At 72.8% G+C, this 18888-nt stretch carries 20 protein-coding genes; 9 read left to right on the forward strand and 11 right to left on the reverse strand.

Annotation, left to right across the window (positions count from 1 at the left end; translation table 11 throughout):
- Positions 1 to 258: 258 nt before the first annotated feature.
- The 3 genes from AB0B48_RS22535 to AB0B48_RS22545 all read left to right on the forward strand — a co-directional run bounded on the left by AB0B48_RS22535 (position 259) and on the right by AB0B48_RS22545 (position 3210).
- Complete coding sequence (locus AB0B48_RS22535; RefSeq protein ID WP_355007521.1) at positions 259 to 1026, forward strand: glycerophosphodiester phosphodiesterase; 768 nt, start codon at positions 259 to 261, stop codon at positions 1024 to 1026.
- 19 nt (positions 1027 to 1045) lie between these two features.
- Positions 1046 to 2437 (forward strand): MFS transporter, encoded by a 1392-nt coding sequence (locus AB0B48_RS22540; protein ID WP_357204526.1) that lies wholly within the window; start codon positions 1046 to 1048, stop codon positions 2435 to 2437.
- A 164-nt stretch (positions 2438 to 2601) separates the two neighbouring features.
- Positions 2602 to 3210: a thymidine kinase gene (locus AB0B48_RS22545; protein WP_357204559.1), complete on the forward strand. Its 609-nt coding sequence runs from the start codon at positions 2602 to 2604 to the stop codon at positions 3208 to 3210.
- A 40-nt stretch (positions 3211 to 3250) separates the two neighbouring features.
- Here the strand turns inward: AB0B48_RS22545 and AB0B48_RS22550 are convergent, their stop codons facing one another.
- Entirely contained in the window at positions 3251 to 4456 is a 1206-nt protein-coding gene (locus tag AB0B48_RS22550) for a low temperature requirement protein A (protein ID WP_357204528.1), read from the reverse strand.
- Entirely contained in the window at positions 4443 to 4853 is a 411-nt protein-coding gene (locus AB0B48_RS22555; RefSeq protein ID WP_357204561.1) for a hypothetical protein, read from the reverse strand. Before AB0B48_RS22555 ends, AB0B48_RS22550 begins: the two co-directional genes overlap by 14 nt.
- 194 nt (positions 4854 to 5047) lie before the next feature.
- Between AB0B48_RS22555 and AB0B48_RS22560 the strand changes: the two genes are divergently transcribed.
- Both AB0B48_RS22560 and AB0B48_RS22565 read left to right on the forward strand, forming a co-directional pair.
- On the forward strand, positions 5048 to 6751 hold the full coding sequence (locus tag AB0B48_RS22560; protein WP_357204530.1) for an acyl-CoA dehydrogenase family protein: 1704 nt from the start codon (positions 5048 to 5050) through the stop codon (positions 6749 to 6751).
- Between the two features lie 30 nt (positions 6752 to 6781).
- Positions 6782 to 7957 (forward strand): PQQ-binding-like beta-propeller repeat protein, encoded by a 1176-nt coding sequence (locus AB0B48_RS22565; RefSeq protein ID WP_357204532.1) that lies wholly within the window; start codon positions 6782 to 6784, stop codon positions 7955 to 7957.
- A gap of 7 nt (positions 7958 to 7964) precedes the next feature.
- Here the strand turns inward: AB0B48_RS22565 and AB0B48_RS22570 are convergent, their stop codons facing one another.
- Positions 7965 to 8810, reverse strand: a complete 846-nt coding sequence (locus tag AB0B48_RS22570; protein WP_357204534.1) for an LLM class flavin-dependent oxidoreductase — start codon at positions 8808 to 8810, stop codon at positions 7965 to 7967.
- Between the two features lie 88 nt (positions 8811 to 8898).
- Here AB0B48_RS22570 and AB0B48_RS22575 point away from each other — a divergent pair, with 88 nt between their 5' ends.
- Positions 8899 to 9270 carry a VOC family protein gene (locus tag AB0B48_RS22575; RefSeq protein WP_357204536.1) on the forward strand — a complete coding sequence of 124 codons (372 nt, stop codon included), beginning with the start codon at positions 8899 to 8901 and terminating at the stop codon, positions 9268 to 9270.
- A 41-nt stretch (positions 9271 to 9311) separates the two neighbouring features.
- Here AB0B48_RS22575 and AB0B48_RS22580 read toward each other — a convergent pair whose 3' ends face one another.
- From AB0B48_RS22580 to AB0B48_RS22615, 8 genes are all read right to left on the reverse strand, one after another.
- Entirely contained in the window at positions 9312 to 10310 is a 999-nt protein-coding gene (locus AB0B48_RS22580) for a tyrosine-type recombinase/integrase (RefSeq protein ID WP_357204538.1), read from the reverse strand.
- 71 nt (positions 10311 to 10381) lie between these two features.
- Entirely contained in the window at positions 10382 to 10807 is a 426-nt protein-coding gene (locus AB0B48_RS22585) for an Hsp20/alpha crystallin family protein (protein WP_355007589.1), read from the reverse strand.
- A 68-nt stretch (positions 10808 to 10875) separates the two neighbouring features.
- Positions 10876 to 11391, reverse strand: coding sequence for a GNAT family N-acetyltransferase (locus tag AB0B48_RS22590; protein WP_357204540.1), 516 nt, complete (start codon positions 11389 to 11391; stop codon positions 10876 to 10878).
- 30 nt (positions 11392 to 11421) lie between these two features.
- The gene (locus tag AB0B48_RS22595) at positions 11422 to 13101 is read right to left on the reverse strand and encodes an ATP-binding cassette domain-containing protein (RefSeq protein WP_357204542.1); all 1680 of its coding nucleotides are present in this window, start codon (positions 13099 to 13101) and stop codon (positions 11422 to 11424) included.
- Between the two features lie 247 nt (positions 13102 to 13348).
- On the reverse strand, positions 13349 to 13762 hold the full coding sequence (locus AB0B48_RS22600; protein ID WP_357204545.1) for a DUF6069 family protein: 414 nt from the start codon (positions 13760 to 13762) through the stop codon (positions 13349 to 13351).
- 76 nt (positions 13763 to 13838) lie between these two features.
- Positions 13839 to 14315 carry a MarR family transcriptional regulator gene (locus tag AB0B48_RS22605; RefSeq protein ID WP_357204547.1) on the reverse strand — a complete coding sequence of 159 codons (477 nt, stop codon included), beginning with the start codon at positions 14313 to 14315 and terminating at the stop codon, positions 13839 to 13841.
- A 52-nt stretch (positions 14316 to 14367) separates the two neighbouring features.
- The gene (locus tag AB0B48_RS22610) at positions 14368 to 14883 is read right to left on the reverse strand and encodes a DUF2087 domain-containing protein (RefSeq protein ID WP_357204549.1); all 516 of its coding nucleotides are present in this window, start codon (positions 14881 to 14883) and stop codon (positions 14368 to 14370) included.
- A gap of 55 nt (positions 14884 to 14938) precedes the next feature.
- Positions 14939 to 15454, reverse strand: a complete 516-nt coding sequence (locus AB0B48_RS22615; RefSeq protein WP_357204551.1) for a MarR family transcriptional regulator — start codon at positions 15452 to 15454, stop codon at positions 14939 to 14941.
- Positions 15455 to 15522: 68 nt separating this feature from the next.
- On the opposite strand from AB0B48_RS22615, the gene AB0B48_RS22620 reads away from it, so the two are divergent.
- The 3 genes from AB0B48_RS22620 (at position 15523) to AB0B48_RS22630 (ending at position 18726) form a co-directional block, all read left to right on the forward strand.
- Complete coding sequence (locus AB0B48_RS22620) at positions 15523 to 16755, forward strand: MFS transporter (protein ID WP_357204553.1); 1233 nt, start codon at positions 15523 to 15525, stop codon at positions 16753 to 16755.
- A 184-nt stretch (positions 16756 to 16939) separates the two neighbouring features.
- Complete coding sequence (locus AB0B48_RS22625) at positions 16940 to 17461, forward strand: SigE family RNA polymerase sigma factor (protein WP_357204555.1); 522 nt, start codon at positions 16940 to 16942, stop codon at positions 17459 to 17461.
- Positions 17458 to 18726, forward strand: a complete 1269-nt coding sequence (locus tag AB0B48_RS22630) for a hypothetical protein (RefSeq protein WP_357204557.1) — start codon at positions 17458 to 17460, stop codon at positions 18724 to 18726. Before AB0B48_RS22625 ends, AB0B48_RS22630 begins: the two co-directional genes overlap by 4 nt.
- Positions 18727 to 18888 lie beyond the last annotated feature (162 nt).

Below are 18888 nucleotides of genomic sequence, written 5' to 3' on the forward strand. Positions count from 1 at the left end.
GCACCAGTTACTGAAGGTGACTGGTGCGTCCGCGGGTGCAGAGCAAAGGACGTAGGACAGGCATCCGGAGGTGGGGGCCGTAGGCCGGTCCGGCGGGATCGTGCGGCCGACTGGCATGCCGACGTCGTGCCTGCCGCCACCGCGGACAGGGACACCTGCCGACCACGGCAACCACCCGTGCCGCCTCCCCGGCGTCCCAGGCCTGATCTTCGCCGGCAGGCCACCCGCGCTCCACCGACGGCAGGCATACTGCGCTGCGTGTTGACCCGATTCGGCTACCTCGACGCGCCCGCGCCGCTGGCGTTCGCCCACCGTGGCGGCGCCGCCGAGGGCGACGAGAACACCACCGAGGCGTTCGCCCGGGCCATCGGGCTGGGCTACCGGTACGTGGAGACCGACGTGCACGCCACCGCCGACGGCGTGGCGGTGATCTTCCACGATCCGACGTTGCGTCGGGTCACCGGCGAGGCGGGGCGCATCGCCGAGATGAGCTGGGCGGACCTCGCCTCCGTACGCGTCGGCGGCGCCGCCGTCGTACCCCGGCTCGACGAGGTGTTGGGGGCGTGGCCGCAGGTCCGCTTCAACATCGACGTGAAGGCCGACGGCGGCGTCGAGCCGACGGTCGCGACAGTGACCCGGGCCGGCGCCGGCGACCGGGTGCTGCTCGCCTCGTTCAGCGACGCCCGGCTGACCCGGCTGCGGGCGCTCACCGAGGGACGCGTCGCCACCAGCCTCGGCATGCGCGGCGTCGCCCGGCTGCGGCTGGCCTCCCTGCACGGGCGTCCGCTGCGGCTGCCGCCGTCGGTGGTCGCCGCGCAGGTGCCGCCGCGCTACGGGCGGGTGCCGGTGGTGGACCGCCGGTTCCTCGACTACTGCCACCGGATCGGCCTGCAGGTGCACGTCTGGACGATCGACGAACCCGCCCAGATGCACGACTTACTGGATCGTGGCGTGGATGGCATCATGACCGATCACGTCGGCGTGCTGCGCGACGTCTACCGCAGCCGCGGCCACTGGGCCGCCTGAACCATTCCAAGGACCCCCGATGGCCGAGACCGTGACCCCCACGGTGGACGACACCCCACCTCCCGCGAGCACCCGCCGGGAGCGCCGGGGCTGGTACATCTACGACTGGGCCAACTCCGCGTTCCAGACCACCGTCATCACCGTGTTCCTCGGCCCGTTCCTGACCACGGTCGCCGAGGTGGCGGCCGGGTGCGAGCTGGGTGCGGATTCGTGCGACGGCTTCGTGTACCCACTCGGCATCAAGGTCGCCGCCGGGTCCTACTACCCGTACCTGATCTCGCTGTCGGTGTTCCTCACCGTGTTCGTGCTGCCGGTCATCGGGGCCATCGCGGACCGGTCGGCGCACAAGAAGCGGCTGCTCGGCGGTGCCGCGTTCACCGGCGCCGGCGCCACCATCGCGATGGCGTTGGTCACCGGCGACCGATACCTGCTCGGCGGGGCGCTCTTCCTGGTCGCCAACATCTCGTTCGGCGCCGCGATCGTGGTCTACAACTCGTTCCTGCCGCAGCTCGGCGGCCCCGACGAACGCGACGGCATCTCCAGTCGCGGCTGGGCGCTGGGCTACCTCGGCGGCGGTCTGCTGCTGGCGCTCAACCTGGTCGCGATCACCCTGCTCGACGACGGTGACAACCCGCAACGCACCCTGGACCTGGCCCGCTGGTCGATCGTGTCCGCCGGTGTCTGGTGGGCGCTGTTCACGCTGGTCCCGCTGCGGTGGCTGCGTGAACGCCCGCCAGCGGCGGCACTGGCCGGTGGCGGCAACATTCTCACCGACGGGTTCCGCCAGCTCGGCCGCACCGTCCGCGAGATCAAGGCGTACCCGCTGACGCTGTACTTCCTGCTCGCCTTCCTGGTCTACAACGACGGCATCCAGACCGTCATCACCCTGGCCAGCCAGTACGGCACCGAGGAACTGCGCCTGGAGCAGAGCACCCTGATCATCACGATCCTGCTGGTGCAGTTCCTCGCCTTCGGCGGAGCGTTGAGCCTGGGCGCGCTGGCCCGGCGCATCGGCGCGTGGAAGACCGTGCTGCTCAGCCTGGTCCTCTGGACCGGTGTGATCATCGCCGCGTTCCGGCTGCCCGCCGAGGCGCCGGTGCCGTTCATGGTCCTCGGCGCGGCCATCGGCCTGGTCCTGGGCGGCAGCCAGGCGCTGAGTCGGTCGCTGTTCAGCCAGCTCATCCCCACCGGGAAGGAAGGCGAGTACTACGGCTTCTACGAGATCAGCGACAAGGGCACCAGCTGGCTCGGCCCGCTCGCCTTCGGCCTGGTGTTCCAGCTCACCTCCTCCTACCGGGTGGGCCTGGTCTCACTGCTGATCTTCTTCGTGGTCGGTTTCCTGCTCCTCGCCGCCGTGCCGATGCGCCGTGCCATCATCGCCGCCGGCAACACGCCACCGCGGGTGCTCTGAGCACGCGTCCCGCGCCTGACAGATCAGGAGTGGCCGATCGGCTAGGCTGCCCGACCGTGACTGACGACGCCACCACCGCCCCGACCTGCCTGGCCCATCGGTTCCCCGGCCAGCCGCACGCTCCGGCCGCGTGCGCGGCGGCGCGTGGGCTCGACGGGCGGCCGGTGCACGCGGCGGCGTTGAAGTTCTTCTGGGGGCCAATGGACTGCGGTAAGTCCACGATGGCGTTGCAGATGAACTACAACCACGCCCGGCAGGGCCGGCGCGGGCTGGTCACCACCCGCATCGACCGGTCGCTGGGACCGCAGGTCACCACCCGCATCGGCCTGGCCCACGAGGCCATCGAGGTCACCGACGACCTGGACCTGCGGGCCCTGGTGCGCGGCCGGTGGGCCGACGGGGTACGCGTGGACTACCTGATCTGCGACGAGGCGTGCTTCTACACGGTCGAGCACGTCGAGCAGATGGCCGAACTGGTCGACAGCTACGACGTCGACGTGTTCGCGTTCGGCTTGGCCACCGACTTCCGGTCGCGGATGTTCCCCGCCGCGCAACGCCTGTTCGAGCTGGCCGACGAGGTGGCCCGCATCCAGGTCGAGGTGCTCTGCTGGTGCGGCCGCGAAGGGCTGCTCAACGCCCGCGTCGTCGACGGGCGGGTCGTCCGTGAGGGCGCCCAGGTCGTCATCGGCGACACCGTCGACACCGCCGAGGTGCGCTACCAGGTGCTCTGCCGCCGGCACTTCCGCAGCGGCGACCTCGGCCCGCGCGACTGAGGCGCCCCACCAGCTGGAACCGACCCGGTGCGCCGGACGGTCAGGACGGCTGCCGGGCCGCTGCGGTCCGCACCCGGAACCGGTCGGTCAGGATCACGGCGACCGTCACCGCCAGCGCCGCAGCGGCGCACACCGCGACGGGAGCTCCCAGCACCACAGCTGTCGGCATCAGCGCCAGCAGGACCACCACCGCCGCGACCCGGCTGATCGGCAGGATCCGCCACAGCAGCGCCTTGTAGGCGGCGTGCCCGGCCAGGAACAGCGCGGGACCCCCCAGGGTGAGCAGCACGTCGACAGTGGTGGCCGGCACGCCGGGCTCCCGCAGTAACCGCTCGTCCGCCGCCGACGCGACGACGACACCGGCCACGATCACCGGGTGCAGGAAGTTGAACGCGACCCGGCTCAACGCGCCGGTGCGCTCCCCGGCCTGGGCGATGACCTGCGTGGCCGCCGGGGCCGAGCGGGCGAAGTAGACCCACCACAGCGCCACCGAACCGCCGAACGCCAGCAGGAACGCCCCGGACGTCACCAGGTTCACCTGCGACGTGAGGGTGCTGCCGGTGACCAGGATCGACTCCCCCAGCGCGATCAGGACGAACGCCGCGCACCGTTCGGCCAGGTGCCCGCCCTCCACCATCCACCGCTCGGGTCGGCTGCGTCCCCGTCGCGGCAGCGGATAGCCGATCGAGAGGCCGACCACCTCGATCACGATCACCGCCGCCCACACCGCGTCCCGGGCGGCACCGCCGACCAGGCCACCGACGACCACGAGCACCGACGTTCCCGTGATCCACGGCAGCGACTGCTGAAATCCGGCCACCAACCACGGACTGCCCTGCACCGCCCACAACGCGAACAGGGTGCGGCCCACCTGCACGATGACGTAGACCAGCGCGAAGAGCAGGCCGGTCGAGCCGAACGCTTCCGGGATCGTCGCCGACAACAGCAGGCTGCCCAGCCCCACCCCGATCAGCATCGTCCGCACCGGCCCCTGGTCCGGTTGCAGCCAGTTCGTCAGCCAGGTGGTGTAGACCCAGACGAGCCACACCAGCGCCAGCAACAGGCCGGTACGTCCCGCGCCCCTCCAGTCCAGGTGCGCGAGCAGGTAGTGCGACAGCTGGGTGATGGTGAAGATGAAGACGAGGTCGAAGAAGAGTTCCGTCGAGGTGGTCGGCTGCACCCCCTCGCGCGGTCGCAGCAACTGTGGGCGTAGCGGGGCGGCGACAGTGGGCCTAGAAGGGGTCACCGCACACCCGCCAGCTTCCGTCCTCACGGACCACCGGTAGGCGACGTTCCTCGCTGAGCCCGCCGTCGCGGGTCACCTTCACAGTCACCGTGCCCTGCGGTCGTCCGCTGCGGGTCGCGACCGACACGTCGGTGATCTCGTAGTCGGTGACCATCGGTGGTGTCCGCACCCAACTGGTGAAGCCAATCTCGCTCCAGCGGCTGCGCGCGTCCTCGCAGAGCCGCTCGTACGCCCGGTCGCTGTCGCCGAGAGCCACCTCGCTGAGGAAACCGTCGGCGGTCTCCCGGATCGGGCCGGCGGCCTGCCGGACGGTCTGCAGGTTCCAGGCGCCCAGCCCGGCCACCCCCACGCAGCACAGCGCCACGCCGAACCCGGCGAACGCCAACCCGGTGCGCATCGGGCGGTGACGCCGGGCCGGTCGGCTCCACGACTGGCCCGCACCCACGACTACCGACCGTAGAGAAGACGGTCACGCCGACGGGCGACAAGCCGGAAACTGGGTGCGCCCGATGGGCGGGTGTGCCCTGTTCGCGGCGGCCCCGCATCGTCTACCGTCGGCGCACACCCCCGAGCAGTGCCAGGAGCCGATCGATGAGCCGCTTCGTGCAGCCGGTACCACCCCCCGTCGACCCGTACGCCGGCGATGGTCTGCTGCTGTCCTGGCTGGAGCGTCACCTCGGCCCGGGCGGGCACGCCGCCGCGAAGGGCCGTCTCGCGGACCTGGCCGCCGACGTCACCGGCCCGCTGCGCGCGGCGCACGCCGACGCGGAGGCGCACCCGCCGACGCTGGTCCGCTACGACCCGTGGGGTGCCCGGATCGATCGCATCGACACCTCCGCCGGTTGGCAGGCGCAACGTGCCGCCGCCGCCCGACACGCCGTGGTGGCGCTGCCCTACCTGCCGGACGCGCGGGGCACCTGGGGTGCCGCCGCGCGGGTCGTGCAGCACGCCCTGCTGCACCTGTACGGGCCGGAGTCGGCGACGTTCTCCTGCCCGGTGGCGATGGCCGACGGGGCGGCGGCGCTGCTCAGCATGCCCGACGTCGACGCCACGGTCCGCGACGCGTGGCTGCCCCGGCTGATCTCCACGGACCCGGCCACGGCGATCACCAGCGGGCAGTGGATGACCGAGTCGCAGGGCGGTTCCGATCTGGGCCGCTCCAGCACCCTCGGCCGACCCGCGGCGGACGGTTCGTGGCGGCTGACCGGGGAGAAGTGGTTCTGCTCCGCCGCCGACGCGGCGATGGCGGTGGCGCTGGCCCGGCCCGAGGGCGCCGGGCGGGGCAGCCGGGTGCTCGCCCCGTTCCTCGTTCCCCGGTACGCGGTCGACTCACCGCTGGCCGACGGCGGGGCGCCCGGTGCACCCGCACCGGGTGTCACAGTGCACCGGCTCAAGGACAAGCTGGGCACCCGGGCGCTGCCCACCGCCGAGATCGGCCTGCGCGACGCGTACGCCCTGCCGCTGGGTGACCCGGCGGTGCCCGGTCTGGTCCGGGCGATGACTCTGGTCGTGGTGACCCGGGTGCACAACGCCGCGGCGGCGGCCGGCGGGATGCGACGGGGTCTCGCCTACGCCCGCGCGTACGCCGAGGCGCGGCACGTCGCCGGCGGCCCGCTGGTGTCCTCGCCCCTGCACCGGGCCACCCTGGGCACCCTCGCCGTCGACGCGGCGGGCGCGTTCGCTCTCGCCGGGCACGCCTTCGCCCTGCTCGGGCGGGTCGAGGTCGGCGCCGATCCGGAGGCCGCGGCCGAGCTGCGCATCGTGGCACCGTTGGCGAAGCTCGCCACCGGTCGACTCGCCGTCAGCTCCGCCAGCGAGTACGTGGAGAGCTTCGGCGGGGCCGGCTACGTGGAGGACACCGGCGTGCCCCGCCTGCTGCGTGACGCCCAGGTGCTGCCGATCTGGGAGGGCACCACCAATGTGCTGGCCCTGGACGTGCTGCGCGCGTTGACCCGGGAGGACGCCGGGACGCCGCTGCTGAGCCGGCTGACCGCCGCCGTCGACCTCGCGCGGCCGCTGTCGCCGGTGCTGGCCGACACCCTGGCCACCGCTGCCGCGCAGTTGGCGGAGACCATCGCCGCGGTGACCGTCGAACCGGGTGCGCCGGCGGTGCTCGCGGGCGCCCGCGGTCTGGCGTTGCGCCTGGCGTACGCGCTGACCACCGCGTTGCTTGTCGAGCACGCCGCGTGGGGCGACGAGCAGGCGGAGTTGGCCGCCCGGCTGTGGGCGCGCCGCTGGCTGCGGCACGAGGAGATCGCCGAGGACGCCCACCATCACCTCGACCTGCTCTGCTGACCGGTCGGCGCGAGCGGACGGGTGAACGCCATGTCGGTGCTGATCGAGCTGGGTGACGACAGGGGCGCGCCCCCGGACGAGCGCCGCCCACCACCGCAGGTGTCCCGCCGGTGGCGGGTGGCGGTGCTGGTGGCGGCCTGTGTCCTGCTGCTCGGTGGTGCCGCCCCGGCCGCGCGCCTGACGCCGCAGCCCGGGCCGGCGCTGCCCGCCCGGGCGACGGTGCTGGGCGCGGGGCCGCTGCTGCTGGTCGTCGACCCTGAGCCGAACCCGCCGACGCTGAGCGCCTACGACTCGGTCGCGCCGAACGGGCCGCCGCGGTGGCGGGTCACAGTGCCGCCCGCAGCCGGGTGGTCCGCCGAGGTCGCCGGTGATGTGCTGCTGCTGGTCGAGCGCGACCAGGCGCTCGGGGCACGGATGACCACCGGGCGGTCGTTGCGGACCGGCGAGCCGGTATGGCGGCGACCCGAGCGGGTGTACGCGGCCGGGGACGCGGCGGTCGCGGTGAGCGAGGTGCGCAGCGCCTCCGAACCGGGTCGGCGGGTCGAGGGCACTGTGCACGGCGTCGACCCGGCCACCGGGGCGACCCTGTGGTCGGTCCCGCTGCCCTCCACTGCGGTGCTGCGGGCGCTGCCCGGCCTGCCTGGGCGGGTGCTGCTGGTGCAGGACGACGGGTTGGTCCGGCTGCTCGACGCCCGCGACGGCACCGAACGTGGGCGGGGACAGCTTCCGCCTGCCGACTACGGCCCGGACAATCCCCAGGTTGTCGGGGCGCACCTGGTGCTGCGCCACCCGCGCGGCGGCGCGGTGGCGCTGACCGGCTACGACCTACCCGGGCTGGTGCCGCGCTGGCGGTCGCCGGTGCAGCCGGGTGACCTGATCCTGCGGCCCTGCCAGGGTCTGCTCTGCGGGCAGGACGAGCAGGGACGCTGGGCGATCGACGCGGGCAGCGGGGTGCGGGTGTGGACGTGGCCGGGCGGGGCGCGCTGGCGAACGGTCGCTGGCCCACGGGTTGCCACGGAACCCCTGGTGGTGCTGGGGATGGCGGCTGACGGTAGGCGCTCCCTGGTCGCGACGGTGGGGCGCGACGGTCATCGGGTGTCCGCTGTGCTCCCGGCGGGTGTGACCGACTGCCGCCGGGTCGGCGCCGGGTTGATCTGCCGCGACGGCACGGCCCGCGTGACGTTCTGGCCCCTCGACGCCCCCTGACCCCGGGTCAGCGCAGGGGGCCTCGGGCAACGGCTGCGCGCATCGTGGCCGGATCGCCGGCCGGAACGAACTCCAACCACCAGGTGGCCCCGGCGGTGGCCAGCTCGCCGAGGTAGGCCCGTTCGGCGCGTTCGTCGGAGCGGCGTCGCCGGCCGCCGATGGCCACGTCGAACGGCTGACCGTCGGCGCGTGTCGATGGCAGGGCCTTCGCCAGGTCGTGGACCTCGTCGGGGGTGAAGTCGGACCACCCGTCGGTGTCGGTGAGCTTGTACGGCACGATGCCGTCGGCGCGAGCGGCCCTGCGGCGCACCGCCCCGGCCTGCGTGCTCCCGCCGACCCAGACCGGCACCCGCGGCGACTGCACCGGCGCCGGCCGCAGCGACACCCCGTCGGCGCGGTAGTGGGTGCCCTGGTGACTGACCCGCCCACCGCTGAGCAGCCCGGTCAGCAGGTCGAGACCCTCGTCGAGCATCGCGGCCCGCACGGACAGCTCGGTCTGCTCGCCGAAGGCGACCAGACCCCGGTCGCCGGGGTCACCGACACCGACCGCGACTGTCGCCCGGCCCGCGCTGAGGTGGTCGAGGGTGAGGACCTCCCGCGCCAACTTCGCCGGGCGGCGTCGGGGCAGCGCGGTGACGGTGGTGCCCAGTCGCACCCGGTCGGTGTGCCCGGCGATCGCGGCGAGGACGAGCCACGGGTCGTAGGTGAACGGCTCGTCGCCGGAATAGTGGATCAGATAGTCCTCCAGGAACACGCCGTCCCAGCCGGCGCGTTCGGCAAGCTCACCCAGCTCGACCAGTGTGGACACCGCGATCGAGGCCCCACCGCAGGAAATCTCCAGACCGTGTCTCATCCGCCGACCGTAGGGCGGGGGCCTGACATTGGGCCTCGGCGAGTGTCGCGGGGCCGAAGGTGTCGGGCCCCGGCGGCATACTGCCGGCGTGACAGTTTCTGCCGACCTCGCGATGGTCAACCTCGACAGTTCCGATCCCGCCGGCCACGCCGCGTTCTATCACGAGGCGCTCGGCTGGGAGGTCACCCACAGCCAACCGGAATACGCGATGATCAGCTCCGGTGGCGTCTCCATCGGCTTCGGGCTGGTGGAGGGTTACCGACCGCCCTCCTGGCCGGACGAGACCGGTGACAAGCGCTACCACCTGGATCTCTACGTCGACGACCTGGCGGCGGCGGAGGAGAAGTTCGTGGCCGCTGGCGCGTCGAAGCCCTCCTTCCAGCCCGGTGGTGAGCGGTGGGTGGTGCTTCTCGACCCGATCGGGCAGCCGTTCTGCATTTGCCCCCGCCCACAGAGCTGACACGGGCGGACGCAGAGCCGCGGCAGCGCCGCCCGCGCTGCTCAGCCGCGACGACGCGACCGGGCCGCCCACACCGCGTAGGCCGGGTCGCGGTCGAGGTTGTGCCGGTCCCGGTCGTAGCGGCGGGTGGTGCGCGGGTCGGCGTGCCCCATGGCGTCCTGCACGTCCTCCAACGGCACGCCCTCCGAGCGGGCCGTGGTGGCGAAGGCGTGCCGCAGCGAGTGCGGGGACAGCTTCGCCCAGGCCTGGATGCCGGCGGCGCGGGCGAGCCGACGGACCATCCGGAACACCGAGTGTCGGTCCAGCCGGGCACCGCTGGCGGTGACCAGCAGCGGGCCGGTGAGCTGCGGCACCGGCACGCCGGTGGTGGCGGCCCGCTGGGCCAGGTAGGCGTCCAGGGCGTGGCCGGTGCCGGGGGTGAGGGCGCGGCGGCGTTGTTTGCCGCCCTTGCCGACGAAACGCACGCTGCGGTGGCCGCGTTCGGTGCCGAGGTCGGTCAGGTCCAGCGAGATCAGCTCCCCGACCCGCAGGCCCAGGTCGGCGAGGAGCGCGAGGGCCGCCCGGTTGCGGACGGCGGTCGCGCCGGTGTCCGCGTCGGCGGCGCTGAGCAGGGCGTCCACCTCCTCGGGGGTGAGCCCGACGGTGGCGGAGTGGTCCCGGTCGACGCGGGGGCGGTCGGCGCCGGAGACCGGGTTGGCCGGCACAGCGCCCAGTTTGACGAGGAAGTCGTACCAACTGGACAGCGCCGAGAGTCGGCGTGCGACTGTCGCCGGGGTCAGTGGGCGGCCACTGCGGGTGCCGAGGCTGCTCTCCAGGGCGCGGGCGTATTCGTTGACGTGCAGGAACGTGGCCCGCAGCGGGTCGAGGTCGTGCCCGTTGCACCAGGTGAGCCAGCCGGTGACGTCACGTCGGTAGGCGTCTCGGGTGTGCTCGGACAGCCGCCGGTTGCGCAGCCACGCCTCGGTGACCTCGACCGGCCCGCTCGGCAGCGCCGGTGGCGCGGACGGGCGGGCGAGCACCGGAGCGTCGGAGAACACCATGTGAAAAAGGCTCTCAGCCTCGGGTGGGATCGGCGTGCAGGCGCGCCGGTCCCACCCGTCACCGTGTCGGGTCAGGCTTTGATCTCTCGGCGGGCGGCACCGTTGGCCTGGATGGTCACCCGGCGGGGCTTGGCGCGCTCGGCGACCGGGATGCGCAGCGTCAGCACCCCGTTCTCGTAGCCGGCCTCCAGCTTGTCGGTGTCGAGCGTGTCGCCGAGGAACAGTTGCCGGGTGAAGGTGCCCATCGGGCGTTCGGCGGCGACCAGCTCGACGCCGTCGCCGGCGGGCCGGCGACGCTCGGCGCGGACGGTGAGCACGTTGCGCTCGACGGTGCAGTCGATGCTGTCCGGGTCGACGCCGGGCAGGTCGAACGCCGCGTAGAAGTGGTCGCCGTCGCGGTAGGCGTCAAGGTGCATCGTCGCGGGACGGGCCGCCGTACCGAAGAACTGCTCGGCGAGCCGGTCGATCTCGCGGAACGGGTCGGTACGCATCAACATGGTCATGCCTCCTCGGATCTCCTGGCCGAAGGTGATGGGTTGAGCCGGGGTGACTCAACTTCCTCTTCTTATTTAGCGTCTTCGGAAGCGAACGTCAACTGCTTCTCGAACCAGTGGTCGGCGTAGGGGCCCCGCGAGTACGCCGGGATCTCCGCGTAGCCGTGCCGGGCGTACAGGGCGCGGGCCTCGACCAGGTCGTGCCGGGTGTCGAGCCGGATCCGGTGCGCCCCGGCCGCACGGGCCTGCTCTTCGACGGCGGCGAGCAGCACGGCGCCCCCACCGGCGCCGCGATGCTCGCCGCGGATGAACACCCGGGTCAGCTCGGCCCATCCCGGCTGCCAGCGCAGCCCGGCGCAGCCGGCCAGGTCCGTGCCGTGGTGGGCGAGCAGGAGCAACCCGCTCGGCGCGGTCAGGTCGTCGCTGGGCAGCTCGGCCAGAGCGGCGTCGACCTCACCGGGCCGGGCCGGGCGACGGTGGTAGCGGACCACCATCTCGGTCATGTACTCGCGCAGCAGCAGCACCGCGTCGGGGTGGTCGGGCCGGCTGGCGCTTGTCGTCCAGGTGGGTCGGGCGGTGACGGTCACCTGTTGATCATCACCGCCCGGTCAACGGCTTTATCCGGTCGCCCGGGCGCCCGGTGTCGTGGCCTCGCCGACCCGCAGCAGCCGCCAGTCGGCCAGATCCCGCAGCAACTGCCGGTCGTGGGTGGCGACGACGACAGCGGCACTCGTCGCGCGGATCGCGGCGGTCAGCTCGTCGGCAAGCGTCGACGACAGGTGGTTGGTCGGCTCGTCGAGCAGGATCACTGTGGGCCGCCCGGCCAACACCAGTGCCAGATCGAGGCGGCGCCGCTGCCCCTGCGACATCCGCCCGACGGGCGTACGCGTCGCGGCGGAGTCCAGCAGCCCGAGCGATCCGAGCGACACGGCCTCGGCGGCGGGCAACACCCCGGCGGACACCAGGCGTCCCACCTGGCCGGCGTACACCTCGTCGGCGGTGAGGTCGGGGGCCTGCCCGGCGGTCTCCTGGGTGAGCCGGGCGACCCGGGCCTCCCTCGCCGTCCAGGTGTACCCGTCGGAGGGTTCGAGCGCTCCGGCGAGCACCGCGAGCAGTGTGGACTTCCCGGCGCCGTTGGGCCCGGTGACGAGCAGCCGGTCACCGCCGTCGATGGTGAGGTCGACCGGACCAGCGAGCCGCCCGTCGACGGCGACACCCTGCGCGCGTACCTGCGGCGCGCCCTGTCGTACGCCGAGGTCCGGCAACCGCAGCGTCGGCGGTGGTTTCGGTACGTCGATCCGGTGTGCCTGGAGCGCGTCCTGCTGCCGGTTCAGGGCCTGCACGACGCCCGGCGCGCGGGACTGGCGCTGGTGCTTGCCGGTCCCCTTGTCCGGTCTCCAGCCGGTGGAGAGCCGGTCGCGGGCCTTCGACACCGCGTCCTGGAGTCGTCGACGCTCGGTCTGCTGCTGCTCGTACTCCTGCTCCCAGTGTTCCCGCTCGCGACAGCGGGCGTCCTGCCAGGCGTCATAACCGCCGGCGTGGAGCCGCGCCTTCGCGTCGTGGGTGGGGTCGAGGTCGAGGAACCGGTCCGCGACGTCGCGGAGCAGCGCCCGGTCGTGGCTGACGATGGCGAGACCGCCGTCGTGCTCGCGGAGCCGGCGGGTCAGGAAGTCCAGGCCGCCCGCGTCGAGGTGGTTGGTCGGCTCGTCGAGCAGCAGCACATCGTGGCGGGCGCCGAGCAGGCACGCCAGCCGCACCCGGTAGCGCTGCCCCACCGACAACGTCGCCAGGGGGCGGTCGCGGTCGGTGCAGGCGTCGAGGGCCTCCAGTGCCACGTCGACGCGGCGCTCGGCGTCCCACGCGTCGAGGCGGGTGGCCGCGTCGAGCGCGGAGGCGTAGCGGTCCTCGGCGCTCGGGGCGCCGGCGGCCAGGGCGAGAGTCGCCTCGTCCAGCGCAGCGAGGGCGCTGAGCGACGCGGCGAGAGCCTCGGACGTGAGGGTGCCGACCGTCTCGCCGTCGCGGGCGGGTAGCTCCTGGCGGGCCAGTCCGATCGTGCCGGCCCGCCGCACGGTGCCGCCGTCCGGCGTGATCAGCCCGGCGAGGACGTGCAGCAGCGTCGTCTTGCCGCGGCCGTTCTCGCCGACGACCGCCACCCTCGAACGGGCGGAGACGGTGACCGAGACGTCGGTCAGGACGCGCCGGGACCCGCGGGTCACTGTGACGTCGGTGGCGCGGACGTGCGCACTGCCGGCCTCGACGGGCCGGGACATGGTTTCGGGGTTCGGTGTGAGGTTCAACGGTGCTCCGCAGCTCGCGATGGAGCCGGGCAGCAGGTAACGGCCGCCCGGCGGGAACCGGGACGGCGAGCGCGAATTCAGCAGAACGAAGGGCGCCGCCGTCAGCGGGCGGAGCGGACCTTCTGCGACCAGATACCTCGTGCCATGACGGCGATGCTAGCAACCTCGGCGCGTCAGGTCCTGAGGGTTTCGCCCACCCCGTGGTCAGCGCGACACGAGGTGGGCGGGGGGAATACCAGGGTGCCGTCTACCGGCGGGGGCGGGGCAGCAGGGCGATCAACGCGACCGCCACGGCCACGTGCGTCGCGCCGAGCGCGAGCTTGGCGCCGCCGGTGGCCTCGACGCTGAGCACGGGGACGAAGGACAGCACCGTCACGACGATGGCCAGCGAGATCCAGACCGGTCGAGCGACCCGGCTGGCGAACCGCTCCAGCAGCGCCAGCGACGCCCAGCCGAGCAGGGCGGCCACCAGGGCGATCATGACGATCGCGCCGGCTCCGATGACAGTGGCGGGCTGGCCCGGGCTCTCGACGGTGTAGTCGACTCCGGCCAACACGCCGATCACCCAGATGGCCAGGGGGGCCACGACAGCGGCGGCGACGCCGAGGGCGCGGCGGCGCAGTAATGACGGGGCGGGGGTCGTGACGGTGGCAGCACTCATGACGGCTCCTCGTTCAGGGGAAACGAACGAGTACGACCGTAACAGATAGTCTTGTTCGGAACTATCTTTCTCGGAACTAACAGCCGGAGCGGGCCCCCGGCGCGTACGGGGAGGTGTTGGCCAGTGGTCCGCTCACCAACCCCAGGAGAGACCGCAGGAACACCTCCCGGTCCTGCTCGGGCAGGGTTGCCAGCAGGTCGTCCTGGATGCGGCGGACCACCTGTTGCGCTTGCCGCAGCACCTGCTCCCCCGCTGGAGTCACAGCGACCATCCGGGCCCGCCGGTCCGTTGGCACCGGGCGGCGCTCGGCCAGGCCGGCCCGTTCCAACTGGTCGAGCGTCACCACCATCGTGGTCTTGTCCACACCGCACCGCTCGCCGATCTCCCGCTGGGTCAGCTCGCCGGTGTAGGCCTGCGCCAGCACGTAGTGCGCCCGCGGCGATATGCCCAGCTCGGCCAGCCCGGCGGCGTGCTCGGTCTGCAACGCGTGACTCGCCCAGGAGAGCAGAAACAACAGGTCCGGCGGGCCATCGGCGGGCGTGCAGGAGGTCATGCGCCGAGGCTAGCAAGATCCTCCGCGACCAGACGGTTCCCGTAGTCGACGTTCAGGGCCGCTGGTAGATGCCGTGCTCGCGGGTGAGCAACTGCTCGTCGATCAGACACCGGCGCAGCGTCGCGTGATCCGACCCGCCTGCGGCGCACCACGGCTTGAGCGCGTCGTCGACGGCCCGCTCCGGATAGCGGGTGCCCGGCTCGAACGACTGCTCGGCGATGTGCGCGAGCAGGACCCGACGCCGGCCGCGCTGCGCCGGCAGGCTCACCAGGACGCCCGCCCGCATGAAGGTCCGCAGGACCGGGTCGACGTCGGGGTCGGCGTCGTCGGCCGGGTGGCTGTCACGCGCGGCGGCCCGCAGCGACGCCTCGTCGGCCGCGAGCGCACCGTCCTCGCCAGTGACAAGGCCCGCGTCGGTGAGCCGGCGGACCCCGGTGAGCACCACCCGCGCCGCCAGGCCGGTCCGCGCGGCGACCTCGGTCGCGCTGGTCGCACCCAGCACGATCGCCGCGAAGATCCGTCGCCGTCCGTCGTCGGCCAGGGCACCGGCCAGCACATGCGCAGTCACGCCGGTCACCCTCGCATCAGCGGTACGCGCGCCGCCACGCGATTTTCGGCCCCGCTCAGTCGGTCTGGGGCGCGCTCTGTGGTTCTTCGGCGACGAGCAGCACCCGGCGCAGCAGGGTGGAGAGGTGTCGTCGCTCGGTAGGGGTGAGCGCGCCGAGCAGGCGATGCTCCTCGGCGCCCTGGACCTCCATCGCCCCGCGCCAGGCGGCCTGGCCCGCCTCGGTGAGCTCCACGTCGACGCGTCGACGGTCGACTGTCGACGGAATCCGGCGGACGAAGCCCCGTCGCAGCAGCGCGTCCACCCGCGCGGTGATCGAGGCGGGGGCCATCGTGAGATCCGTGGCGAGGTCCGAGGGTGCGGCCCGGCCACCGCGGCCGGCCAGGGCGTGCAGGGTGTCGTACTCGTGGGCCGGCAGGTCGAAGTCGACCAGGACCCGTTCCTTGACGGCCCGCAGGTGCCGGGTCAGTCGGATCATCCTGGTCACCGCTCCCTCGACGTCCGCGTCGAGGCCGGGCACCACGGGCAGCCAACGCTCGATGTGCCGGTCGACAGCGTCCGGAGTGGTGGTCACCGTGCCACCTTACCTCAACGCCGAAATATTCATTGTCAAAATATTCGACGCCGAAGTATGTTGTGGCCATGGCTCACCCACTGCGCGACCACTCCTTCCGGCTGCTGTTCCTGGGGCGCACCATCTCCGCCCTCGGCGACGCGGTGGTGCCCGCCGCCCTGGCGCTGGCCGTGCTGCGGGCCACCGGCTCCACCGGCGCGCTGGCCGTCGTCCTCGCCGCGGCGGTCGTGCCCCGGCTGGTTCTGCTGCCGTTCGGCGGGGTGGTGGCCGACCGGTTCGACGCCCGCCGGGTCGCCCTCCTGGCCGACCTGGTCCGCTGCGCCACGCAGCTCGCGGTCGGCGTGGAACTGCTCGGCGGCGACCCGTCGCTGACCACAGTGGTGGTGGCGTCCGCGCTCGGCGGCACCGCCTCGGCGTTCGCCATTCCTACCGCTTCCCCGCTGGTCGCCGGCACCGTCGAGCCCGCCGAGCGACAGCGCGCCAACGCGCTGATGGGAATCACCGCCAACACCAGCCGCCTCGCCGGCCCGGCGCTGGCCGGCGCGCTGATCTGGGCCGCCGGTCCCGGCTGGGCGTTCATCCTGGACGGCGCGTCGTTCGCGCTCAGCGCCACGCTGCTCGCGCTGGTGCGGGTCCGCCACGTGCCGGTCCCCCGCCGCTCCGTCCTCGCCGACCTGCGACACGGCTTCGGCGAGGTACGCGCCCGCGACTGGTTCTGGACCAGCCTGTTCGGGCACGGCGTCTGGAACGGCGCCGCCGCCGTGCTGATGACCCTCGGGCCGGCCGTCGCCATCGACCGTCTCGGCGGCGAGACGACCTGGGTGCTGCTGTTGCAGGCCGGCGCGATCGGAATGCTGACCGGATCGCTGCTGGCCGGACGGGTCCGGCTGCACCGACCGGTGCTGCTGGCCAACCTTGGGCTGGCCTGCTACGCCGCCCCGCTGTTCCTGCTCGCCGTCGCCGCGCCCGCCCCCGCGGTGATCGCCGCCTACGCGGTGGCGCTGACCGCCCTCGGTTACCTCAACCCGGTGTGGGAGACCGTCGTGCAGCACCACTTCCCGCCGGAGGTCCTGGCCCGGGTCACCTCGTACGACTGGCTGGTGTCGCTGGGCGCCATGCCGCTGGGCTACGCGCTGGCGCCGTTGGCCGCCGACGCGTTCGGCGCACCCGTCCCGCTGGCCGTCGCCGGCCTGCTGGTGCTCGCCTCCTGCGCGGGAACCGCCCTCGTTCCCGCCGTACGCCGACTCACCTGGCCGACGACCCCGCAACCGCAACCGGCCGACCCCGCCGCCGTCCGTTGACCAGATCGATCGTCGACGCGCGGTGACCGACGACCCCGACCTGACCGCGTGTTTCCTCCGCTGGGCCGAAGCCCGCTGGGCGACCGGCCCCCGGCGGGACGGATCCATCGGGCAAAGTTGCCGGGACCGGTAAACCTCGCGAGCGCACCTGGTGTCTTGCTGGTTGACGAGGCCGGGAGGTCAGATGAGGGATTCGCGTGGGGCGGAGTTCGACGACTTCGTTCGCACACGGTCAGGGGTGCTGTTGCGGGTCGCCTTCCTGCTGACCGGGGACCGGCACGCCGCCGAGGACCTGCTCCAGGAGGTGCTGGAGCAGGTGTATGTGCGCTGGCGGCGGGTGCAGAGCAGCCCGGAGGCGTACGCGCGACGTGCGCTGGTCAACCGGTCGATCAACCGGTGGCGGTGGCGCGCCCGCCGTCCGGAACAGTCGCTGGGCGAGCATGACGGGGTTGCCCGCGACCACGCCGACGCGGTGGCGGTTCGTGAACTGGTCGTCGGGGCGCTGCGGGCGTTGCCGGCGCGGCAGCGGGCCGCTGTCGTGCTCCGGTACCTGGAAGACCTGCCGGTCGTCGACGTTGCGGCGGCGATGGGCTGCTCAGAGGGTGCGGTGAAGAGTCACGCCTCCCGTGGGTTGGCCCGGCTGCGAGAGGCGCTGGCCGAGTCGAACCTCGTCATACCCATCACTGGAACCGGGAGTTCGCGATGACCATGAACGACAGTGACGTGCGCGGCATCCTGCACCGCGCTACGGACGACCTGGTCAGCCCGCCGGGTCTGCTCGCTGAAGTGCGTCGGGGTGGGCGGCGGCGGGTGGTGCGCCGGCGAGTGGTGTTGGCGGCGCTCTGCGCGGCAGTGGTGGCCGTGCCCATGGCTGGCGTCCTCGACCTGCCCGGCGGCGCCGGAGACACCCGTGCCGCTTCACCGCTGCTCGACCAGCCCACTCGCGGTGATCTGGCCGCCGATGAGGGATACCTGCGGCAGGTCCGCCAGGTGTGGCAGCGCCGGATCAAGGAGGCCGGGGATCGGACGCGCGGCGAGCCGCACGTCGTGTGGGCAGGAGGTACGCCTGCTGGCCCGGCCGCCTACGTGGCCCACGCCACCGCGCACGGCACGACGGTGGGGTTCCTCGAACCCACCGCCGGTGGCCCGCGCGTGCGCACCCTGACGCAGGCCACCAGCAGCGAAACAGACGGCCTCGAGCAGGCGGTACTGCTCGGACCACAGCGCGACGTGCTCCTTGTGCTCGACTTCGGGCAACCGGTGGAGTTCTCCGCGCAACTGAGGTACGAGCCCGATGGCAAGGTCGAGCGGACCTTCGAGCCGGTGGTGTTCCGAGACGGTGCGGCGGTGTTGTCGGTGCCGCCACAGCGCACGAAGCTCACCGTCGCGCTCTCCAGGACTCCCGTCGAACGGCAGAACGCGATTCACATCGACGGCACGAGCGAGATCCTCTTCCCCGACAACAAGGATCGGCCCGCACCACCGCTTCTCCGACACACGTTGCCCGGCGCGCAGCAGGTCTGGGGCACCGACCCCGCTGCCGCAGAGGTGAACGCGCCGACCGAAGCCCTCGCCGAATACATCGACCCTGTCGGAGCGCACACGCACAACGGCTCTCCCCTCCTGTGGGTCTACGGGGCAACCTCCGACGGCCAGCGGCTCCTCGTGACAACCGTCCAGTACGACGACGACCCGTCCCGCGTCATCGCGTTGCTCGCCCGCACATATCTGCCGTTCGAGGCGGTGGCCAGCACGACCGCGGACTGGTCGGCACCCCTGCCTGTGCGACTACGACTGCCCGACGACCAGGGCGTTCTCGTCGCCGCCGAGGGGTCAGCGCTGAGCTTCCGGGTCGGCGACGGCCAGTGGCAGGACGTCGGCCGCGACGCGGCACTGCTGCCCGCGACAGCGACCGAGGTACGGGTCACCGACGCCAGCGGGGCCACCACCAACGTTCCGGTCGCTTCCTGAATCAGCTCCCGACAACGGTAAATACCGCGCTCGCCGACGCTCTCCTGGCTACCTTCACCCACAGGCTGGTTCACCCGTCCCGGGTATCGGCGGCACGACGCCTCACCGCAGCCCTCAGCGACAGGGGACCTTCGAGATGTCCGGAGCAGCGTCTGCCGTGGC

The organism is Micromonospora sp. NPDC049089 (genome assembly GCF_040648775.1).
Classification (GTDB): domain Bacteria; phylum Actinomycetota; class Actinomycetes; order Mycobacteriales; family Micromonosporaceae; genus Micromonospora.

Coding starts and splice junctions, on each gene's coding strand:
- AB0B48_RS22540 (WP_357204526.1), top strand. CDS start 1,046: ATGGCCGAGACCGTGACCCCCACGGTGGACGACACCCCACCTCCCGCG.
- AB0B48_RS22555 (WP_357204561.1), bottom strand. CDS start 4,853: ATGCGCACCGGGTTGGCGTTCGCCGGGTTCGGCGTGGCGCTGTGCTGC.
- AB0B48_RS22560 (WP_357204530.1), top strand. CDS start 5,048: ATGAGCCGCTTCGTGCAGCCGGTACCACCCCCCGTCGACCCGTACGCC.
- AB0B48_RS22565 (WP_357204532.1), top strand. CDS start 6,782: ATGTCGGTGCTGATCGAGCTGGGTGACGACAGGGGCGCGCCCCCGGAC.
- AB0B48_RS22570 (WP_357204534.1), bottom strand. CDS start 8,810: ATGAGACACGGTCTGGAGATTTCCTGCGGTGGGGCCTCGATCGCGGTG.
- AB0B48_RS22580 (WP_357204538.1), bottom strand. CDS start 10,310: ATGGTGTTCTCCGACGCTCCGGTGCTCGCCCGCCCGTCCGCGCCACCG.
- AB0B48_RS22585 (WP_355007589.1), bottom strand. CDS start 10,807: ATGTTGATGCGTACCGACCCGTTCCGCGAGATCGACCGGCTCGCCGAG.
- AB0B48_RS22600 (WP_357204545.1), bottom strand. CDS start 13,762: ATGAGTGCTGCCACCGTCACGACCCCCGCCCCGTCATTACTGCGCCGC.
- AB0B48_RS22605 (WP_357204547.1), bottom strand. CDS start 14,315: ATGACCTCCTGCACGCCCGCCGATGGCCCGCCGGACCTGTTGTTTCTG.
- AB0B48_RS22620 (WP_357204553.1), top strand. CDS start 15,523: ATGGCTCACCCACTGCGCGACCACTCCTTCCGGCTGCTGTTCCTGGGG.
- AB0B48_RS22625 (WP_357204555.1), top strand. CDS start 16,940: ATGAGGGATTCGCGTGGGGCGGAGTTCGACGACTTCGTTCGCACACGG.
- AB0B48_RS22630 (WP_357204557.1), top strand. CDS start 17,458: ATGACCATGAACGACAGTGACGTGCGCGGCATCCTGCACCGCGCTACG.